This is a genomic window from Acinetobacter sp. 3657, assembly GCF_031456775.1.
Taxonomy (GTDB): Bacteria; Pseudomonadota; Gammaproteobacteria; order Pseudomonadales; family Moraxellaceae; genus Acinetobacter.
The window spans coordinates 36,338-54,742 of record NZ_JAVDVH010000007.1; the positions used below are offsets into that span (position 1 = coordinate 36,338).

General features: G+C 40.5%; 17 protein-coding genes and 1 other RNA gene. 11 read left to right on the forward strand and 7 right to left on the reverse strand.

What is annotated here, in order from left to right:
* Positions 1 to 44 precede the first annotated feature (44 nt).
* Positions 45 to 746 (reverse strand): BCCT family transporter, encoded by a 702-nt coding sequence (locus J2Y37_RS09550; RefSeq protein WP_349032726.1) that lies wholly within the window; start codon positions 744 to 746, stop codon positions 45 to 47.
* Positions 647 to 2,083: a BCCT family transporter gene (locus tag J2Y37_RS09555; RefSeq protein WP_349032646.1), complete on the reverse strand. Its 1,437-nt coding sequence runs from the start codon at positions 2,081 to 2,083 to the stop codon at positions 647 to 649. The genes J2Y37_RS09550 and J2Y37_RS09555 overlap by 100 nt, the downstream gene beginning before the upstream one ends.
* A gap of 472 nt (positions 2,084 to 2,555) precedes the next feature.
* Here J2Y37_RS09555 and J2Y37_RS09560 point away from each other — a divergent pair, with 472 nt between their 5' ends.
* On the forward strand, positions 2,556 to 3,338 hold the full coding sequence (locus tag J2Y37_RS09560) for a crotonase/enoyl-CoA hydratase family protein (RefSeq protein WP_349032647.1): 783 nt from the start codon (positions 2,556 to 2,558) through the stop codon (positions 3,336 to 3,338).
* Between the two features lie 64 nt (positions 3,339 to 3,402).
* Here the strand turns inward: J2Y37_RS09560 and J2Y37_RS09565 are convergent, their stop codons facing one another.
* Together J2Y37_RS09565 and J2Y37_RS09570 are read right to left on the reverse strand one after the other, a co-directional pair.
* The gene (locus J2Y37_RS09565; RefSeq protein WP_349032648.1) at positions 3,403 to 3,798 is read right to left on the reverse strand and encodes an SMI1/KNR4 family protein; all 396 of its coding nucleotides are present in this window, start codon (positions 3,796 to 3,798) and stop codon (positions 3,403 to 3,405) included.
* A gap of 37 nt (positions 3,799 to 3,835) precedes the next feature.
* Entirely contained in the window at positions 3,836 to 4,213 is a 378-nt protein-coding gene (locus J2Y37_RS09570) for a VOC family protein (RefSeq protein WP_349032649.1), read from the reverse strand.
* Between the two features lie 495 nt (positions 4,214 to 4,708).
* Between J2Y37_RS09570 and J2Y37_RS09575 the strand changes: the two genes are divergently transcribed.
* The gene (locus J2Y37_RS09575) at positions 4,709 to 5,155 is read left to right on the forward strand and encodes an ABZJ_00895 family protein (RefSeq protein ID WP_349032650.1); all 447 of its coding nucleotides are present in this window, start codon (positions 4,709 to 4,711) and stop codon (positions 5,153 to 5,155) included.
* 74 nt (positions 5,156 to 5,229) lie between these two features.
* On the forward strand, positions 5,230 to 6,138 hold the full coding sequence (locus tag J2Y37_RS09580; protein ID WP_349032651.1) for a TIGR01777 family oxidoreductase: 909 nt from the start codon (positions 5,230 to 5,232) through the stop codon (positions 6,136 to 6,138).
* On the opposite strand, the gene thiO is transcribed toward J2Y37_RS09580, so the two are convergent.
* Positions 6,124 to 7,245 (reverse strand): glycine oxidase ThiO, encoded by a 1,122-nt coding sequence (thiO, locus tag J2Y37_RS09585; protein WP_349032652.1) that lies wholly within the window; start codon positions 7,243 to 7,245, stop codon positions 6,124 to 6,126. The two genes, J2Y37_RS09580 and thiO, sit on opposite strands and share 15 nt — an antisense overlap.
* Before the next feature lie 10 nt (positions 7,246 to 7,255).
* Complete coding sequence (gene hemB, locus J2Y37_RS09590) at positions 7,256 to 8,269, reverse strand: porphobilinogen synthase (RefSeq protein ID WP_004670174.1); 1,014 nt, start codon at positions 8,267 to 8,269, stop codon at positions 7,256 to 7,258.
* A 173-nt stretch (positions 8,270 to 8,442) separates the two neighbouring features.
* On the opposite strand from hemB, the gene J2Y37_RS09595 reads away from it, so the two are divergent.
* The 5 genes from J2Y37_RS09595 to ssrA all read left to right on the forward strand — a co-directional run bounded on the left by J2Y37_RS09595 (position 8,443) and on the right by ssrA (position 14,685).
* The gene (locus tag J2Y37_RS09595; RefSeq protein ID WP_349032653.1) at positions 8,443 to 8,940 is read left to right on the forward strand and encodes a thioesterase family protein; all 498 of its coding nucleotides are present in this window, start codon (positions 8,443 to 8,445) and stop codon (positions 8,938 to 8,940) included.
* 251 nt (positions 8,941 to 9,191) lie between these two features.
* Positions 9,192 to 10,340, forward strand: a complete 1,149-nt coding sequence (locus J2Y37_RS09600) for an HlyD family efflux transporter periplasmic adaptor subunit (RefSeq protein ID WP_349032654.1) — start codon at positions 9,192 to 9,194, stop codon at positions 10,338 to 10,340.
* Positions 10,341 to 10,345: 5 nt separating this feature from the next.
* Positions 10,346 to 11,872, forward strand: coding sequence for a DHA2 family efflux MFS transporter permease subunit (locus tag J2Y37_RS09605; RefSeq protein ID WP_349032655.1), 1,527 nt, complete (start codon positions 10,346 to 10,348; stop codon positions 11,870 to 11,872).
* A gap of 301 nt (positions 11,873 to 12,173) precedes the next feature.
* Positions 12,174 to 14,168 (forward strand): gamma-glutamyltransferase, encoded by a 1,995-nt coding sequence (gene ggt, locus J2Y37_RS09610; RefSeq protein WP_349032656.1) that lies wholly within the window; start codon positions 12,174 to 12,176, stop codon positions 14,166 to 14,168.
* 158 nt (positions 14,169 to 14,326) lie between these two features.
* Positions 14,327 to 14,685: a transfer-messenger RNA gene (gene ssrA, locus J2Y37_RS09615) on the forward strand.
* A 361-nt stretch (positions 14,686 to 15,046) separates the two neighbouring features.
* On the opposite strand, the gene J2Y37_RS09620 is transcribed toward ssrA, so the two are convergent.
* Positions 15,047 to 15,511 carry a helix-turn-helix domain-containing protein gene (locus J2Y37_RS09620; RefSeq protein WP_005197971.1) on the reverse strand — a complete coding sequence of 155 codons (465 nt, stop codon included), beginning with the start codon at positions 15,509 to 15,511 and terminating at the stop codon, positions 15,047 to 15,049.
* A 167-nt stretch (positions 15,512 to 15,678) separates the two neighbouring features.
* Here J2Y37_RS09620 and J2Y37_RS09625 point away from each other — a divergent pair, with 167 nt between their 5' ends.
* Genes J2Y37_RS09625 through J2Y37_RS09635 form a run of 3 tightly spaced genes read left to right on the forward strand, consistent with a single transcriptional unit; the run spans position 15,679 to position 18,404 of the window.
* Positions 15,679 to 16,545, forward strand: a complete 867-nt coding sequence (locus tag J2Y37_RS09625) for a metal-dependent hydrolase (protein ID WP_349032657.1) — start codon at positions 15,679 to 15,681, stop codon at positions 16,543 to 16,545.
* 15 nt (positions 16,546 to 16,560) lie between these two features.
* Entirely contained in the window at positions 16,561 to 17,496 is a 936-nt protein-coding gene (locus J2Y37_RS09630) for a metal-dependent hydrolase (protein WP_349032658.1), read from the forward strand.
* Complete coding sequence (locus J2Y37_RS09635; RefSeq protein WP_349032659.1) at positions 17,493 to 18,404, forward strand: alpha/beta fold hydrolase; 912 nt, start codon at positions 17,493 to 17,495, stop codon at positions 18,402 to 18,404. Before J2Y37_RS09630 ends, J2Y37_RS09635 begins: the two co-directional genes overlap by 4 nt.
* Position 18,405 lies beyond the last annotated feature (1 nt).

Sequence of the window (18,405 nt, forward strand, 5' to 3'; positions counted from 1 at the left end):
CGAAATGCTTTGCTGAACTTATAATCTCTTTATAGCGTTATGAATTAATGATGAAAGTCATTCTCCATTTTCCACGGCAATGTTTTAGGTGAAATATGTAAGAAGTGAAGGTATTTTTCAAACTGATTTAAAATATCATTGATGAGTGAGCTTTGATCGAAACCATATACATCATAAGCTCGACCTCCACGAAGTAAGAAAACTTCTGCTCTATAATATTTTTCTTGGTCAGCATATTCCTTACGCTTCAACTCTTTCATATAGCTTGGCGTGCTGTATTCACACATTCGTATTTCGTAGATAAACTCGACATTATTGGGTTCAGATAATTTAAGCTGTACCCGAGAATTTACCTCATCATAGGTCACTTCAAATGGCCAATCTTTTTCTTGAAAGCCTTGTTTAACTGCCTCAATACTTTGATACGCGGTAGATGCAATAAACTCTCTGACTTGTTCTTGGGTAGGAAAGGCCACTAAATAGTTGAGACGCCTTTGTATTAATGTTTGAGTGTCATCATTTTTTTGTGCGTTATGTTGTGAGGGTTGATGATGGGTCAAGCTGGCATTTCGATGTTGTTCGATCGCCAGTGCTTTGCACAACCCAATGATGGCGATTAACATAATAATGGTGAAAGGTAATGCACTCACGATGGATGCAGTTTGTAGGGCTGAAAGTCCACCTGCAAGTAATAAGCCTGAAGCAATGAGACCTTGTGTTGTGGTCCAAAATACACGCTGCCATATGGGGTATCTGTGACGCCACCTGAAGTCAATGAGTCAATAACCAATGATCCAGAATCCGCAGAGGTGACGAAAAAAGTAATAATGAGGATTACACTCAAAAAGGACAACAATGAGGTGAGTGGTAAGTGCTCATATAACTTAAACAATGCAATGGCTTTGTCTTGCTGCACATCTTGAACGAGAGATTGGTAACCTTCGACTAAAATTAAATGTAGTGCTGTATCCCCGAACACAGAGAACCATAAAAAAGTAAAAATGGTCGGAATGAGCATGATACCCACGATGAACTGTCGAATGGTTCGCCCGCGACTAATTTTCGCAATAAAGATCCCTACAAATGGTGCCCAAGAAATCGTCCATCCAAAGATGAATAATGTCCAGTTACCAATCCAGTCATTTGCTGTATAGGCTTGCAAACTAAAAGTTCTCTCGACGAGGTTGCTGAGATAACTTCCTGTATTTTCTACAAAGGTTTGTAAAATAAATAAGGTTGGTCCGACGATAAACACAAAAAGCATCAGTGCCACTGCGAGCCCAATATTGATAACCGATAGCCGTTTAATACCTTTATCCATGCCTGCGACGACTGAAAATGTGGCTAATAAGGTAATAATTAAAATGGTCGCAATTTGTACAGGGATACTGACGGGAATAGAGGGGAATAAGTAATTTACACCTGTATTGATCTGAGTGACAGATAACCCTAGCGTGGTTGCAATACCAAATAAAGTCCCTAAAACTGCAAAGGTATCAACAGTATGTCCCATCCAGCCATTTATTCTATTTCCAATAAATGGGAACAGTGTGGAGCGCATGGCAAGTGGTAGCCCATGTCGAAAAGTAAAATAAGCGAGTGACAACCCGACCACACCATAGATAGCCCAGATATGAAATCCCCAGTGGAAATATGAAATCTGCATCGCTTGTTTTGCAGCTTCAATCGTTCCGGGAGCGCCTTGAGGCGGGGCACTAAAATGTAAAACGGGCTCTGCAACGCCAAAAAAGAGCAATGCGATGCCGTAACCAGCTGAAAAGAGCATGGCAAACCACGACAAGAAACTATACTCAGGTTCAGCATGATCTGGGCCTAATTTGATATTTCCCCAGTTACTCATCGCAATCCCGACAATAAAAATCAGAAATGCGGCGACTGCGAGCATGTAAAACCAACCAAAGGTGTTGGTCACATAATTGAGAACTTGAGAGAAAAACTGCCCTGCTAATTCTGGATTGCTGATGGTACCGAGAAGAACCAACACAATGACGATGATGGTTGGGATAAATACAGGAAATAAAATTGCGGTTCTAAAAAAACCTTTCGTTTCAGTAAATGTCATATAAAACCTTGCTAATTCGATATTTTTCTTTAATTTCTAAGTCGATCGAGGGTTTATATAACATCATTGATAAATGATATTTCGTTTGAATCGGTATGAATAGGAATGTGCTTGGGTCGACATAATTTTGTTCATATTGAACATACTATCGTCAAAAACCAGATAGTACAAATCAACAAAAAATACAAAACACAAAGCTAAAAGAATTTTTACAGTGGTTTCGTGCTTATGAACTGGGATGGATCACTTTAAAAATATCATCTGCAATCGCCAAATATTGAGGAAAAAATACTGTACAAGATGATCATTGATCATCTTTAAACGATCATCTAGTTTGGTATTTAGACGATGATTCGACACTTTCATTATTCATACCTTCTTTGTATTTCCCTCACCGAGAGAATGAGGAACGATTGAAGTTCCGCAAGGGCATGTATGAAAGAAGTCTATTTAAAAAAAGAGGAAATAGAAAATGAGCTTAGGTAAAGTAAGCCGCGAAATAATTGGCCATATCATGTTGATTGGGTTAGACCGAGTCCCCAAACGCAATGCTTTTGATAGCCATATGATTTCAGATTTGTCCCGAGCTTTGACGGAATATGAAGATGATCCTGAATTACGTTGCGCCGTGATTTTTGCCCATGGTGATCACTTTACCGCAGGTTTGGATCTTGTTGAATTGCAGTCCAAAATTTCAGAGGGAATTTTTAATTTTCAGGAAGGTCAAATTAATCCTTGGGGCGTTGGCGGTCGGCACAGAACCAAACCCTTGATCGTTGCGGTACAAGGAATCTGCTATACCGCAGGAGTGGAATTGATGCTCAATGCTGATGTGGTGATTGCCAGTGATGATACTGTATTTGGTCAGCTCGAAGTACAACGTGGCATCATGCCTTTTGGTGGAGCAACGGTACGCTTTGTGCAGGCAGCGGGCTGGCAAAAAGCCATGCCATATTTGTTGACAGGCAAGACTTTTAATAGCACAACAGCGAATGAACTTAATCTAATTTCTGAAATCGTTGAACAAGGTAAACAGCTTGAACGGGCAATCGAAATTGCCAAAGAAATTTGTACTTCAGCACCGCTTGCGGTACAAGCATTATTAGCCTCGGCAACGGATGCAGTAACTCAAGGACAGACATTTGCATTTGAAAAAATGAATAGCTATCTCATGCCACTCTTTGTATCGCAGGACGCACAAGAGGGTATACGTGCCATGCTAGAAAAACGTCCACCAGAATTTAAGGGACAATAAGTTTCAAAGTGTTATTTATCCATCAAGAAAATATACTTTGACTTGATGCAAGCTCTAAATTTGATTAGCACAATTGCTTAAAATCAGAAGCAACCTGCTGTATTTCATTAGTATCATGAAGCCAAACATAGACAACATCTGAAAGTATTTGTGGGGTGTGAGCATAGGGAAGAAAAATTAAATAATCTCCGCATCCATTACGAGCGATAGCAATGGCATCTTTTGGAAAACTGATCCATTGTCTCGCAAGTTTTGTTTCATGCAAGAGATGATTACAAGTACGGATTTTTCTTTTTTGATTGGATTGATCAAAAAAGGGGAAAATTTGCCAGTAATCTTCTGCGATAAAAACATCACCACCATTTTCCACAAGCATTTTATTTTTAAATGATTGGGGGAAAACGAGATTCACTTCTTTCTCCGTAGCTAAAATATATTGTTCTTCTATGGGAAAAGGCATAGTTAAATCTCAATAAGATTGAATTCAATGGTCTATTTTATATAGCTTTTTCATTCATTTCACAAATCCCAAAAACATTATTGTCTAAATCGAGAAAATAGCCCTGCCAGCAACGATTTGGAATGGCAAATTTATCCATGGCGACGATACCGCCTAGGCTTAAGATTCTAGCGGCTGTTTCATCGAAGTTTGCAACCTCGATGGTGCAGGTAAAAGCATTGGTACCGCACTCAGTCGGTGGGGTTGCAACAGGACGCTGTAATAAACCACCGTGAATACCTTTCGTTTCTATACGATAATATTCAATCGGTAAATCCTCTACTTTTTCAAACTTCCAGCCAAAAGTTGACTCATAAAAAGCTGTATCACGTTGTGGGTTTGCAGATTGGATTTCAAAATAAATAATAGCGTTCATCTCATTCCCTGATATTTATTGTCTTTGAATTATTCTAAATAGATTGGGTGATATGGACATAAAGATTTATGTAAGTATATTTTATTGGAATACATCCCTTGACTGGAAATACAAATTTTATTCGTTTAATCATGTTGAGATAAACGTATTGAAAATGAATGTAATTAAATTAGCGAATACACCATCACTTGTAGAGCAGGCGGCATTTAAAACACAAATTTTAGGCAAATAAAAACCGACGATTCGAGTGATGGTAAATCGTCGGTCAAATCTTCATCATAAGTTCTGGCTGCTAACAAAACCAATTCCGAAGAGGAAAAGTCATAATGAAAGGTCACCGAAAACGTTGCGGATGCCGTGCAATGTAGCTTCGGTTGCTGCGACCTTGTACTCTATATAACGAGACTAGATGCAGATTGGTTGACATAAAAATGAAAAAAAAGTGAAAAAAATCTATAATCATTGATCAAGGTCGATCTAATTGGGTATATGTTTATGATTTCATTGCGTTTGTATTATTTATGGTTTTTTATCATTTGTCTCATTTCGACTTTATTGGCTGGTGTACTGGCTGCGATTTTACCAAATAGTATCGGCGGTATCCTCACCGCACTTCCTTATCTGATTGCGATCATCTTTGTATTATTCAAATTTTTAAAACAACAACAACGTGCACCCAGTACCCAAGAGAAAAAACGTTTAACACTCGCCTTTACCCTGATTTTTTGGGGATATAATGTATTGGGCTTATTGTTGGGGCTATTTATCTTTGCTCGTAAAGATCCTGAAGTTTGGCAGAACTTCCTCTTATATTTGCAACAACCTAAATTCTTGCTGACTGTACTCGCGATGTGGTTGATGCTGGCGATTCCATTATTCTTAATTACTTATTGGTTTTATGGCAAGCAAGCACAGCGAATGGCGCATAAGATGTTTGGATAGTTTCAAAGTCATCTTGTAATTCATTTTTATTCTGTTATAGCTACTTATACATATCATTTTTGATAGGTAGCATCATGCAAAAATTGACTGTACTGGTAACTGGGGCGAGTGGTTTCATCGGCTCTCAACTTTTACCGTTTCTGTTAGAACAAAAATATCAAGTTATTGCCTTAACTCGACAAAAACAAAAGCGTGCTCAACATCCTCATTTAACTTGGGTGACTGATTTAGAACAGGTTCAGCACTCTGAAATAGACTATGTGATTAATCTCGCTGGTGAAAATATTGGGCAGAAACGCTGGAGCGAACAACGGAAAAGGCAACTCATAGAAAGCCGAGTCAGTACGACAGAAAAGCTCTATGAATGGTTAGAGCGTAAACAGATTTATCCTAAATGTATTATTTCAGGTTCAGCGATTGGTTATTACGGGATTGATCCGACTGAACAATGGGCGACAGTGTGCGATGAAAATTCGCCTCCACACGATATTTTTATGTCAGAACTATGCCAAGCTTGGGAACAGGCAGCATTAAAATTTTCTAATCAAAATACCAAGATCATTCGTTTAGGTGTGGTTTTTGCGGGTGATGGTGGAATCTTGCCGCAGATGCTCTTACCTATTAAATTGAATATGGTCAGTAAAATTGGTACAGGATTACAACCCGTAGTATGGATTCATATTCAGGATGTACTTCGCGCCATTTTATTTTTGTTGACTTTGGAAAGCTCACAAAAGGTTTATAATCTTGTTGCTCCTGAACAATCCAATCAACAGCGTTTTGCCCGTATTGCAGCCAACGTTTTAAAGCGTAAACCATTTATGCGGATGCCAAAATGTATCTTTGAATGGGGCTTAGGTGAACAGTCGCAATTGATTTTAAATGGGCAATATGTACAACCAAGTGCTTTATTAGCGCATGGGTTTGAATTTAGTTATCCCGATCTTGAGTCTGCATTACAACAAATTCTAAGGCGTGACTAAGGCCAAGCGCTGCAATCGTTGAGGTGAATAAGCTGTTGGATTGACAAAAGTTTCTTGTCCTAATATCAACTGGCGTAGAAGTTGAGCCGATCCAGCACCCATACATAGCCCATTACGGAAATGTCCAAAGTTTGCCCATAGATTTTCTATTTCAGATATCGCACCAATATAAGGAATACCGTGTGGCGAACTAGGGCGTAAGCCTGCCCAACGTTTCACAATCGGGAACTGTTCCAACTCAGGAATCATCTCCAAACAAGCCGTTAAAATGTCATGTTGTGTTTGTTGATCAACGGCAGTGCTAAATCCACACTCCGACATACTCGAACCACATACGATATGACCATCTTGACGTGGAATCAGATACATCACACGATTCATACACATGGTGGGGAGCCAGTTTTCAGGGGTTTTAAACAGTAGCATCTGACCTTGGACGGGATGAACAGGAATATTTCGTTGTATTTGTTCAACCCAGTGTTGACTCCATGCTCCAGACGCAAGTACCACTTGATCGGCAAAATATTGTTGCCCATCTTCCGCCTGTAAGCCATGCACTTTTTTATTTTTAATAATGAGTTTTTCAATCGGGCAGTATTCAAAAAAACGGACTGAAGAGTGTTGTTTTAAATAGCTGATCAGTGATTGGAGTAAACGAGGATTGCGGACATTTGAAAGCTCTGGGAAATAGATTGCTTGTTCGAAGTCCGTAGAGATATGCTGATTTACCTGTTGGATGTCATCGCCTGTTAAGTATTCACAACGTTGCATCGGCTCATGATATTTTTCAGCATATTCCAAGCCTATTTGGAAGTCACCCTTATCAAAAATCAGCATACCTGTATCGTGAATTTGAAAATCAATGCCTGTGATGGGGTATAGTTTCTCATTCCACCTTTGATATAGGGATTTGCCATATTTGGCGAGTTGATTCACTTCAGGTGCATATCGCCAAGGGTACATCGGGGAGAGGATACCGCCACCCGCCCACGAAGCGGCTTGACCAGCTTGTTGTTGATCAAAAATATCGACTGAGCAGCCTTGTTCAGCAAGCTCAAGTGCAGTCATTAAGCCGCTAATCCCTGCACCAATGATGGCAATATGCATAAGTGGAGTTCTATTTCATCTCTTTCAGTTTACGCGCTGCTTCTTCTGCAAAATAAGTCCAGATACCATCTGCACCTGCACGACGACAGCACATCAATGATTCTAAAATCACACTGTCAGATAACCAACCATTTTGAATCGCGCCTGCAAGCATGGCGTATTCACCACTCACCTGATAGATGAAGGTCGGAACGCCAAAGGTGTCTTTTACCTCACGGACGATATCGAGATAAGGCATACCCGGTTTGACTATCACCATGTCTGCGCCTTCTTGAAGATCCAATGCGATTTCATGCAACGCTTCGGCACGGTTGCCGATGTCCATTTGGTAATTATATTTATTGCCGCCTTTTAAGTTGCTTGCTGAGCCAACTGCATCACGGAATGGACCATAGAAGCTAGATGCGTATTTCGCTGAATAAGCCATGATGTTGGTATAAATAAAACCATTTTGTTCAAGCGCTTGGCGAATCGCACCAATACGACCATCCATCATGTCACTTGGGGCAACTACATCAGCACCTGCCGCAGCATGGCTTAAGGCTTGTTTAACCAAGCATTCAACTGTTTCATCATTCAAGACATAACCTGTCTCATCAATAATCCCGTCTTGACCATGCGTGGTATATGGATCAAGTGCGCCGTCTGTAATTAACACCATTTCTGGTAATTCTTTTTTTAATAAACGACACGTGGTTTGTACTAAACCATTTTCATCCCAAGCGGCTTCAGCCGTCAGACTTTTATCTTGTTGTGGGGTAACTGGAAATAATGCAAGTTTTGATACCCCCAGTTCCAACAAGCTTTCAGCTTTTTTGAGTAATAAATCAGCAGATAAGCGTTGCACATTTGGCATACTTGGGATGTCTTGAGTTTGTTGCTGTCCAGGTAATACAAATACTGGATAAATCAAATGATTAGCTGTGAGTTGTGTTTCACTGACCATGGCACGAAGTTGGTCATTTTTACGGATACGGCGCATGCGAGTCGCAGGAAAAGCAGGACGATTGAACGTATAAGTCATAACAATCTCGATGTTCAGTATTACACTATAGGAGTAATTGAATCTTTTTAAGTCACGCTAGGGGAGAACTTAGCGGCTTAGGTCAATTAAATATCCTCGCTATTGTAGCCCCATAATTTTAGATTTGTACAAAATAATGGGATGTTTATCGTTCCTTTGGATTTAGACAGCGTATGAATGATGTAAAGAAAAACTGGACAGGTAATATTCAGTTAGGTGCTAAAGCCGATCATGGCGTGGTGTTAAAACAGCTTTGTAAAGCATTTAATTCTTCACCATTTTTTAAGCACTGTGGCATGGTCATGCGAGTGGTTGATGATCAAATCGAGGGTTATATCGACATGCAATCTGAACTGATTGGTAATGTCGCTTTCCAAATTTTGCATGGTGGTGTTGCTGCAACAATGCTGGATAGTATTGGTGGTGTGGTGGCGATGGAACAACTTTATCGTCGTGCAAGCCCCGAAGATTTACCAGATACCATTAAAAAAGTGTCTCGCTTAGCGACGGTCGATATGCGTGTTGATTATTTAGCACCGGGGCGGGGGAAATTCTTCATCGCACGTGCAGAAACATTACGTTTAGGGCGCAAGGGCTGTACCATGCGCATGACCATGGTCAATGATGAAGAGAAACCGATTGCAACCGCAATTGCATCTTATGCATTTTAGCTATCTCCTGAATACTAAAGCGTCTTTGGACGCTTTTTTTATTTTTATAATCCATATCAAAAAATAATCATAAACATAAGCCTGATGAATCTTGTTTTTTTAAGTATAGCGATTCTGATGGTCAGAATAATTATAGCCCTTTGTTTGTTTTTAGCTTTTAAATTTTAATATTCCGTTAAGTATTCAAAATTAAGCTGGTCGGCTGATTAAACCAAAAGTTAAAAAGTCGTTTTAATTTTCAGGAATAACCTATGACTGACGCCCCAGCAAATTCACAGAATATGGTTTCAGACTCGGCATCAGATGATGCGATGAAAGCAAAACGTAAAAAGTTTCTTGGATTTTTTGCGCTCATTCTGATTCTTGCCGCAATTTTGTATGCGATTTGGGCGCTATTTTTCAATCATTCCGTCAGCACAGATAATGCTTATGTCGGCGCAGAAACTGCTCAGATTACTTCAATGGTTAGTGGGCAAGTGGCTGAAGTATTGGTGAAAGATACCCAACAAGTGAAACAGGGTGATGTGTTGGTTCGGATTGATGAACGTGACGCCAAGATTCAATTGGCTCAGGCGCAAGCCGAGCTTGCAAAAGCACAACGTCAATATAAACAAAGCCAAGCCAATAGTCGTTCTTTGAACTCTCAAGTTGGGGTACACAATGATGAAATTATCAGTGCCCAAGCCCAAGTCAATAAAGCTCAAGCGGATTTTGATCGTGCTGTATTGGAGCTGAAACGACGTAATGAGCTTGCTGTTTCAGGGGCGATATCCAAAGAAGAACTCAGCAAAGCACAAAGTGCCGTTTCTACGGCTAAAGCCAGTTTGGATTTAGCTCAGGCGGGTTTAGCTCAAGCAACCTCAAGCCGTAAAGCTGCTGAAAGTACGCTCGCGGCCAATGAAGCATTGATTCAGGGTGTCAATGAAGCTTCAACGCCTGACGTTTTAGTGGCTAAAGCACATCTCGATCAAGCAACACTGGATCTGGAGCGTACCGTGATTCGTGCACCTGTTGATGGTGTGGTGGCGCGCCGTAATATTCAAATTGGACAACGTGTTGCACCAGGCACAGTGATGATGTCGGTTGTTCCAATTTCTGCGTTATATGTCGACGCCAATTTTAAAGAAAGCCAACTCGCTAAAGTAAAAACAGGGCAAAAAGTCACTTTAAGCGCTGATTTATATGGTGATGACGTGGTTTATCACGGTGTAGTACAAGGTTTCTCTGGGGGTACAGGTTCAGCATTTGCTTTGATTCCCGCACAAAATGCGACAGGGAATTGGATCAAGGTGGTACAGCGTTTACCTGTGCGAATTACGCTTGATCCTAAAGAACTTGCAAAGCATCCACTGCGGGTTGGGCTGTCGATGCAAGTGAATATTGATCTCGCATCGAAGTAATTGCTATGAAAACTCAGAATCCTTTCGCTGAACTGAGTGGTGGGCGATTACTGCTTGCTGCTTTTGTCATCGCACTCTCAAATTTTATGGTGGTACTGGATACCACCATTGCCAATGTTTCAGTGCCACATATTACGGGGAACTTAGCTGTTTCCAGTTCACAAGGCACATGGGTGATTACCTCCTACGCCGTTGCTGAAGCGATTTGTGTACCACTCACAGGTTGGCTGGCTGGACGTTTTGGAACAGTTCGAGTGTTTGTGTTTGGGCTGATTGGTTTTACGATTTTTTCATTCCTGTGTGGTTTAGCGACTTCATTGGAAATGCTGGTGTTTTTTCGTATAGGTCAAGGATTGTGTGGTGGACCACTCATGCCATTGAGCCAAACCTTATTAATGCGCATTTTTCCACCTGAAAAACACGCACAAGCGATGGGACTATGGGCAATGACCACTGTCATTGGACCGATCCTTGGACCCATTTTGGGTGGTTTGATTAGTGATAATTTGTCGTGGCATTGGATTTTCTTTATCAATATTCCCGTGGGGATTTTTTGTGCTTTAGCTGCGGTGCGGTTGTTATCTGTGACTGAAACCAAAACTGAAAAATTGCGTATAGATGCGATTGGTCTTGGTTTACTGGTGCTATGGATCGGTGCGCTGCAATTGATGCTCGATTTGGGTCACGAAAGAGATTGGTTTAATAGCAGCAGTATAATTATGCTCGCTTTGGTCGCTATCATTGGGTTTATTGTATTTATGATTTGGGAGCTTACGGAAAAGTATCCTGTGGTGAATTTATATGTGTTCCGACATCGAGGTTTTAGCGTTTCGGTACTTGCTTTGGCTTTTGGTTTTGGATCATTTTTTGGCAGTATTGTTTTAATCCCACAATGGTTGCAAATCAACTTGGGTTATACCGCAACATGGGCTGGGTATCTCACGGCAACGATGGGTTTTGGTAGTTTGACCATGTCACCGATTGTGGCAAAACTTTCCACTAAATACGACCCGCGAGCATTAGCCAGTTTTGGTTTGGCTTTACTTGGCGTGGTGACGATGATGCGGGCATTTTGGGTCACGGATGCTGATTTTATGGCATTGGCTTGGCCACAAATTTTGCAAGGCTTTGCAGTACCTTTCTTTTTTATTCCACTGTCCAATATTGCGATGGGTTCAGTATTGCCACAAGAAATGGCATCTGCCGCAGGGTTAATGAATTTCTTGAGAACGATGGCTGGGGCAATCGGTGCTTCTATTGCGGTCACGATCTGGGATGATCACGCCAAAGTGGCACGGAGTGAAATGGTCAATGGCTTACATCCACAAGAAGTACAGAATGCGTTAATCCAAAATGGATTTTCCTCTGATGCAACTTTAGGCATGATCGCAAGTCTGGTGGACAAAGAAGCCATTACGATTTCTGCCAATCATGTCTTTATGATTATGGCGATGGTGTTTGTATTTGCCAGTATCCTGATTTGGATGAGCCCTAAACCGAAAGGTAGCGTGGATGGTATGCCTTCTCACTAATCATAAAAAACACTTTTAGATGATGGTTTTCGGCTTGTTTTCTAAATACTGGTTGAGTTTGGAAATGGCAGATTATGTTTGTATTTATCAAAATACGGCATGCTAGAATCGGGTAGATCAGTTAAAAATTAAGCTAGATAAAACAAGGAGGAATATTATTAGGTACTGGGAATAAACCTAACTCATTCAATATTATTAAAACTTTAATTTTATCAAATATTAAAAAACCTCAATACCTGAGAACAATTAAACTTGCATAGCAATTGCATGGATAGGCAGGCATAAATAGTGGAGTGATCACGTGAATAAAAGATATACATTTCTTTTCAGTAGCTTATTAGCAGTCGGTTTATTACAAGGGTGTGGAAGTGATTCCTCATCAGATCAGTCCAAAGATGATTCAAATATTGGTCAGCCACCGCAGTCGAATTTAATTGTAGATAATGACCCGAGCAGTTGTAGCAAATTGGCGCAAGATGGTTCAAGTGTCGTGGTTGGATCTAACCAAAATGGTGATCCATCAGCTCCTGAAGCTGCATCGGGTTATAAGTTAGGTCATACCGTAAAATATGCAGATAAATATATGGTGGTGGCAAATACCCCACTCGCGGTAAAAGCAGGCTGTGATATTTTAAAAGCTGGCGGCAGTGCAGTTGATGCTGCTGTTGCCGTACAAGCTGTACTGGGTTTAGTTGAGCCACAATCAAGTACCATTGCTGGTAGTGGTTTTATGATGTACTACGATGCCAAGACTAAAACCGTAACTGCCTATGATGGTCGGGAAACAGCACCTGCCGCAGCCAATGAATATTATTTAATTCGCCAAAATATAGATGATCCAAACTCACCTGCACCTGTACCAAGTGCTCGTCGTAGTGGACGCTCTATAGGCGTGCCGGGCGTCATGCGTTTGTTGGAGCAGGCTCAGCAAGAACATGGCAAACTTAAATGGAACCAGCTTTTTGATGAAGCGATTCATTTGGCTGACCATGGCTTTCGTATTCCGGGGCGTTTAGCCAGTGCTATTGAAAGTAATGCCAGCAATCTAGCGCTAGATGCAAATGCGATGAAGACCTATTTTTATCCTGATGGTACACCTAGAAAAGTAGGTGAAAGCATGACCAATCAGGACTATGCAAAAACGCTAGAAGCACTTGCAAAGCAAGGGGCTGGGGCAATGTATAGTGGTCCGATTGCTAGAAATATTGTTGAAAAGGCTGGGCAGATGGTGGGAGATGATCCAGCACGTACACCAATGACACCAAGCTTGATGACTTTGCAGGATTTATCCGATTATCAAGTTAAAAAACGCAACCCCATTTGTACGACCTACCGTGACCGTTACTACATTTGTACGATGCCACCTCCATCTTCGGGTGGTATTGCTGTTGCTCAAACACTGGGTATTTTAGAAAGCTTTGATATGGCTAAATACCCACCTAAAAACCCAGAAAATGAAGGTGGAGTACCGGATGTAATGGGTGTGCATTTGGTGTCTGAGGCAGAGCGTTTGGCTTATGCCGACCGTGACAAATATGTAGCAGACACTGACTTTGTGCCTTTACCTGCACGTGGTATTGCTAGTTTGCTTGATAAAAACTACTTAAAACAACGTGCCGCATTGATTAACCCAAGCCAGAGTATGGGGGTGGCACAGGCAGGTGATTTCAATTCAGCTTTTGGTGTCGATAGCACTGTTGAGCATGGTACAACTCAGTTCACGATTGTGGATGCTTATGGCAATGTGGTTTCAATGACATCGACTGTTGAATCGAGTATGGGGTCTTTTCACATGGTGGATGGTTTCTTACTGTCGAATCAGTTGACTGACTTTAGTGCTAATCCTTATGACAGCACAGGGGCACTGGTTGCCAACCGTGTGGAAGGTGGTAAACGTCCTCGTAGTACGATGGCACCTACTTTGGTCTTTAAGGGCAGCACGCCAGATGAGTTTTATATGGCAACTGGCTCACCTGGGGGCGGAACCATTATTCAATATGTGGTAAAAACTTTGGTTGCTGCGCTGGACTGGAACTTAAATGCTCAGCAAGCAACTTCTCTGTTGAACTTTGGTGCAACCAATAGTCTAAATACCAATATTGATAGCTCCAATGATCAGCTCTCTTTGATTGAACTGATCGAAGGTTTAAAAGCAAAAGGGCATAGTGTTGCTAATACTGCGCAAACGAGTGGTATTTCAACGATTATGAAAGTCAAAATTGATAAGCAAAGCAAATATGCGGGTGGGGCAGATCCACGCCGTGAAGGCATTGTTTTAGGCAATGGAGCTTTGTAGACTAAACTTAAAAAGCTGTCATTTTTGGCAGCTTTTTTTATGCAGGCCTTGAAAAAAACAAAAGCTACTCAATTATATAAATATGCCCATTAATGGCGGACTGTTGATAAAATGCGCAGTATTTTATTTTAGTTATGCTATGATGTGCGTTCAACTATGGGGATGTTTCTGGCTTCGACGCTGGTGATGAAACTTATAGATGCATGCCGAGAGCGCATTTTCTCTCGTAAATCAAATTTGCATTTTTTAGTCGCAAACGACGAAACTTACGCTCTAGCTGCCTAAGGGCAGCTTGTCCGCTTCACTGAATACTTGTGGTTAGTGAACCCGACTGTAGCGCACGCACACAAGTCCGTATAGAGCCAAGCCTCGGGGCTTTATACCAAACTAAGAGGATCGCGATTTGTACCCTGTTCGTCGGGTCACAAAGAGTTAAAATAGTAGACGATATCTAAGCATGTAGTATTCTCGAGTGTAGTGCTGGCGGACGCGGGTTCAACTCCCGCCATCTCCACCAAAATTCTCTATATAAAAAAGCCACTTATCATAAGTGGCTTTTTTATTGCCACATTTTCTTACTTAACCCAATAGGGTTTGACCTTATTTCACATTTCTGGGTAAAAATTGGGTAATTTTTACCGCTCGAAAGCGGTATCGGTCATTTCAATTTATTGTAGTTGGTCAACAGAGCAAATCTAACCCATCAAAAAAGTTATTTTAAATCCGCAACAATTCAGATTCATTTAAGCTTAGCCAATTAGTCTATGCATACGGTAAAGCCGTATCAGTATGAAAAACCCTTCGCCACATTCCTCAGATGTGGCTTTTTTTTATGTCTAAAATTCAAGATTTATAGTTTTATTTTAGAATTTAATATATTAAATCTTCTTCATTTCTTCTGAAACATAGACAGGGGACATTTGTCTTGCATCAAGTTCTTCACCGCAGCAGTCACATGTAAGTGTGGGCTTGGTGACATTGCCACAGCTTTTATGTAGATAGCGAAGTTCTGGGAATTCTTTATTTTCATTTTGCCAAAGATTTCCCCAACCACTCATGGTGACAAGGATTGGGTAAAGTGCCAGTCCTTTTTCTGTCAGTCTATATTCATACCGTTTTGGCGCTTCATGATAGAGCACTTTCTCAAAAATATTGTTGTCTACCAAACGATTAATCCGTTCAGTTAATAAATGACGAGTGATACCCAACTGCTTTTGAAAGTCATCAAAACGTCGAGTTTTCATAAAGGCATTACGAATAATAAGTAAGGTCCAGCGATCCCCAAAGATAGACAACGTCCTTGCGATCGGGCAGTTCATTTCACCAAGTTCATGCCATTTCATTGAATACCCCATCTATTTATCTTTACAGGAACAAGACTGTCATTTTAGGACAACTTGAGCCATTAAGACATCAGCTTTATTGACAATATATCTTAGCATCGTTATTTTGATTATATAAGTTCTTTTTTGGAACTTGCTATTTTGAGATAAACTTTTTGAGGTGAGTCATGTCTGTATCCGTGTTGAAAGAAAAAACAAAGCAAAAAACACCTGCATCATTTCCTGTACGCCGTATGGATTATGAGTTTGCAGATATGCCAAAGTATTGGTGTAATAATGAACCTACATTTACTCATTATTTCACAGGCTTATCCACGTTATTTCCTGAGGGCGAATCCTACTTTGTGCGATCAGTTCGTGCTTTGCGTGGACAGATAAAAGAGAATGAGCAATTAGATCGTGATATTGGCGCATTTATCGGTCAAGAAGCCATGCATTCCAAAGAGCACCACGCATTTCACCTTAGTGCTCAACAATATGGTTTAGACCCTGAGTCATTAGAAAAAATCACGGGAACTATTCTCAAAGCAATTGAAAAAACGTTCCCAAAAAAATGGAATTTATTAGTCACAGTCGGTCTAGAACATTACACCGCAGTACTGGTGGTGGAAATGATGAAAAACGTCAATGAACTAATGACTGATGAAACCATTCGTAACCTCTGGTTATGGCATAGTGTTGAGGAGACAGAGCATAAAGCCGTTGCCTACGATATGTATCAATATTTGTATGGTCAAGGGCTGTCTGCGTATATCCCTAGAATTGTGATTTTTACGTTTAGTATTGCTTTGATCACACTGATGTCAAATGTTTATCAAGTGATGTTAATGTCTAGAGATAAACAAATGCTGAATCTAAAATCTTGGGCAAAATTTGCTGGGTTTACGGTACAAGCATATCGAACGTTTGTACCACAATTTTTCTCTTATTATCGTTTTAACTTTCATCCAAATGATACGGATGAATCTGAAATCGTGGCGCAAACCAAAATAAAAATTGGTTTGTCTAAAACTACACAGTTTCTACCATCATAATTCTAGGAGAAATTTATGCAATTACAAGCATCAAAAGCAAATTGGGTAATGACTCCTCGACAAGTTAAATTTGAATGGAATGATTCACCATTGCATTGGATTCCACAAGATCCTTTGGCAAGTCATGGCGTTAATCATTTTAGTTTTACTTTGGTTCGTGGAGAATATTTTTTCTGCCGAATGTTTAATAAAGCATTGCCATTTATTCATGATGAAAAACTGATAGAAGATACCAAAATATTTATTCGACAAGAAGCGATTCATTCGCAAGCACATAAAGGCTCTATTGAAAAGTATCTGGTACGTTATGGTGTTGATGTTGAAAATCAATATAAGCGTGTAGTAAAACTTTTTGATCATCTTTTAGCAGATAAACCTTTAGGTTTTAATTTACCAAAATCATGGCAAAGGTCTTGGCTAAATACTAGAGTGGGACTTGTTGCTGCGGCAGAACATTTTACCGCAGCAATTGGTGAATATGTTTTGACGCGTTCGGATTGGGAAGCACGTGGTTGTGATCCTGTCGTCAGTGATTTGTTTACATGGCATAGCGCTGAAGAGGTTGAGCATCGTACAGTTGCCTATGATGTTTATCAGCATATTTCAGGTAATTATCCATTACGCGTTGGTATTATGGCTGTGACCGCACCAATTTTTACCTATCTTATGGCAGCAGGGACAGTGCAGTTGGCAAAAGATGATCCTGCTATTCCAAAGCAGCAAAAAAGTATTTGGCGAATTGAGTTTTGGAAGGCTTGGCATCGTTCTGATTTAAATGGATATTTACCTGGGCCTGTATGGTATTTAAAGACAAGTCTACGTTTTTTAAAACCAAGTTATCATCCATATTATGAAGCTTCGACTGAGCGTGCTCAAGCTTATCTAGCTCAATCTGCTGCTGTTCTTGCACCTCTTAGTGGTAAATCATCTTTGCCGGAGGTGGTGTCGTGAATCACGTTGAAAAACATAAGTTCTACGTTCACTCTGGAAATATCTGTCTAGCTGCTTATCGTTGGGGAATAGAGGATTTGCAAAAAGATACGGTTGTTCTTATACATGGCTACCCCGATTCTGCTGATGTTTGGCAATCTGTTGCAGAGTTTTTAGTACCTAATTTTAATGTGATTGCTTATGATGTAAGAGGCGCAGGCTTATCTGATATTCCTGAATCTACAGCAGGATATGCTTTTGATTTATTAGTTCAGGATTTAGCTGAGATTGTTTGTGCGGTAAGTCCAGATCGACTCGTTCATATTGTTGGGCATGACTGGGGGGCTTTACAAGCATGGGAGGCCGTATTAGGAGACCGTTTAAAAAACCAAATTGCCTCATATACGGCACTAGCGCCTAGTGCGGATCATGTCGGTTGGTGGTTCCATCGTCAACTTAAAAGAAGAAATCTGCAAGGCTATTTTAATGTAGTCAAACGTTTAACAGCATCTAGTTATATGGGAATGTTACAGCTACCGATATTGCCAGAATTAACTTGGCATTTAGGATTAGATAAAACGTGGCCAAAGCTTCTGGGCTATTTAGAAAAGACAAAAGTTGAAAAAAGTCCAACGCAGCTTAGAAATGCAATTAGTGGATTAGGGCTTTATCGTCAAAATTTAACAGCACCGCTTTTAAGACCATCACGTCGGACAACCACAATACCTGTGCAAATGTTATTAATGAATCAAGATCCTTTTGTACCAGTTTCGATGAGTAGAGGTATGGAGGAATGGGTGAGTGATATTCACTACACCGAAGTTTCTGCTGGGCATTGGGGGATTTTAAGTCAGCCTCAGGCGGTTGCAGAAAAGATTCAACAATTTGTGCGACTTTACTCAGTCAATCAACCGAAGCAAATTACATAAA

Excerpts from the sequence above, each read along its gene's own strand:
- hemB (WP_004670174.1), bottom strand. The coding sequence starts at position 8,269 with ATGACTTATACGTTCAATCGTCCTGCTTTTCCTGCGACTCGCATGCGC.
- J2Y37_RS09575 (WP_349032650.1), top strand. The coding sequence starts at position 4,709 with ATGATTTCATTGCGTTTGTATTATTTATGGTTTTTTATCATTTGTCTC.
- J2Y37_RS09605 (WP_349032655.1), top strand. The coding sequence starts at position 10,346 with ATGAAAACTCAGAATCCTTTCGCTGAACTGAGTGGTGGGCGATTACTG.
- J2Y37_RS09580 (WP_349032651.1), top strand. The coding sequence starts at position 5,230 with ATGCAAAAATTGACTGTACTGGTAACTGGGGCGAGTGGTTTCATCGGC.
- J2Y37_RS09555 (WP_349032646.1), bottom strand. The coding sequence starts at position 2,083 with ATGACATTTACTGAAACGAAAGGTTTTTTTAGAACCGCAATTTTATTT.
- J2Y37_RS09630 (WP_349032658.1), top strand. The coding sequence starts at position 16,561 with ATGCAATTACAAGCATCAAAAGCAAATTGGGTAATGACTCCTCGACAA.
- thiO (WP_349032652.1), bottom strand. The coding sequence starts at position 7,245 with ATGCATATTGCCATCATTGGTGCAGGGATTAGCGGCTTAATGACTGCA.
- J2Y37_RS09595 (WP_349032653.1), top strand. The coding sequence starts at position 8,443 with ATGAATGATGTAAAGAAAAACTGGACAGGTAATATTCAGTTAGGTGCT.
- J2Y37_RS09600 (WP_349032654.1), top strand. The coding sequence starts at position 9,192 with ATGACTGACGCCCCAGCAAATTCACAGAATATGGTTTCAGACTCGGCA.
- J2Y37_RS09620 (WP_005197971.1), bottom strand. The coding sequence starts at position 15,511 with ATGAAATGGCATGAACTTGGTGAAATGAACTGCCCGATCGCAAGGACG.
- J2Y37_RS09565 (WP_349032648.1), bottom strand. The coding sequence starts at position 3,798 with ATGCCTTTTCCCATAGAAGAACAATATATTTTAGCTACGGAGAAAGAA.
- J2Y37_RS09560 (WP_349032647.1), top strand. The coding sequence starts at position 2,556 with ATGAGCTTAGGTAAAGTAAGCCGCGAAATAATTGGCCATATCATGTTG.
- J2Y37_RS09570 (WP_349032649.1), bottom strand. The coding sequence starts at position 4,213 with ATGAACGCTATTATTTATTTTGAAATCCAATCTGCAAACCCACAACGT.
- J2Y37_RS09625 (WP_349032657.1), top strand. The coding sequence starts at position 15,679 with ATGTCTGTATCCGTGTTGAAAGAAAAAACAAAGCAAAAAACACCTGCA.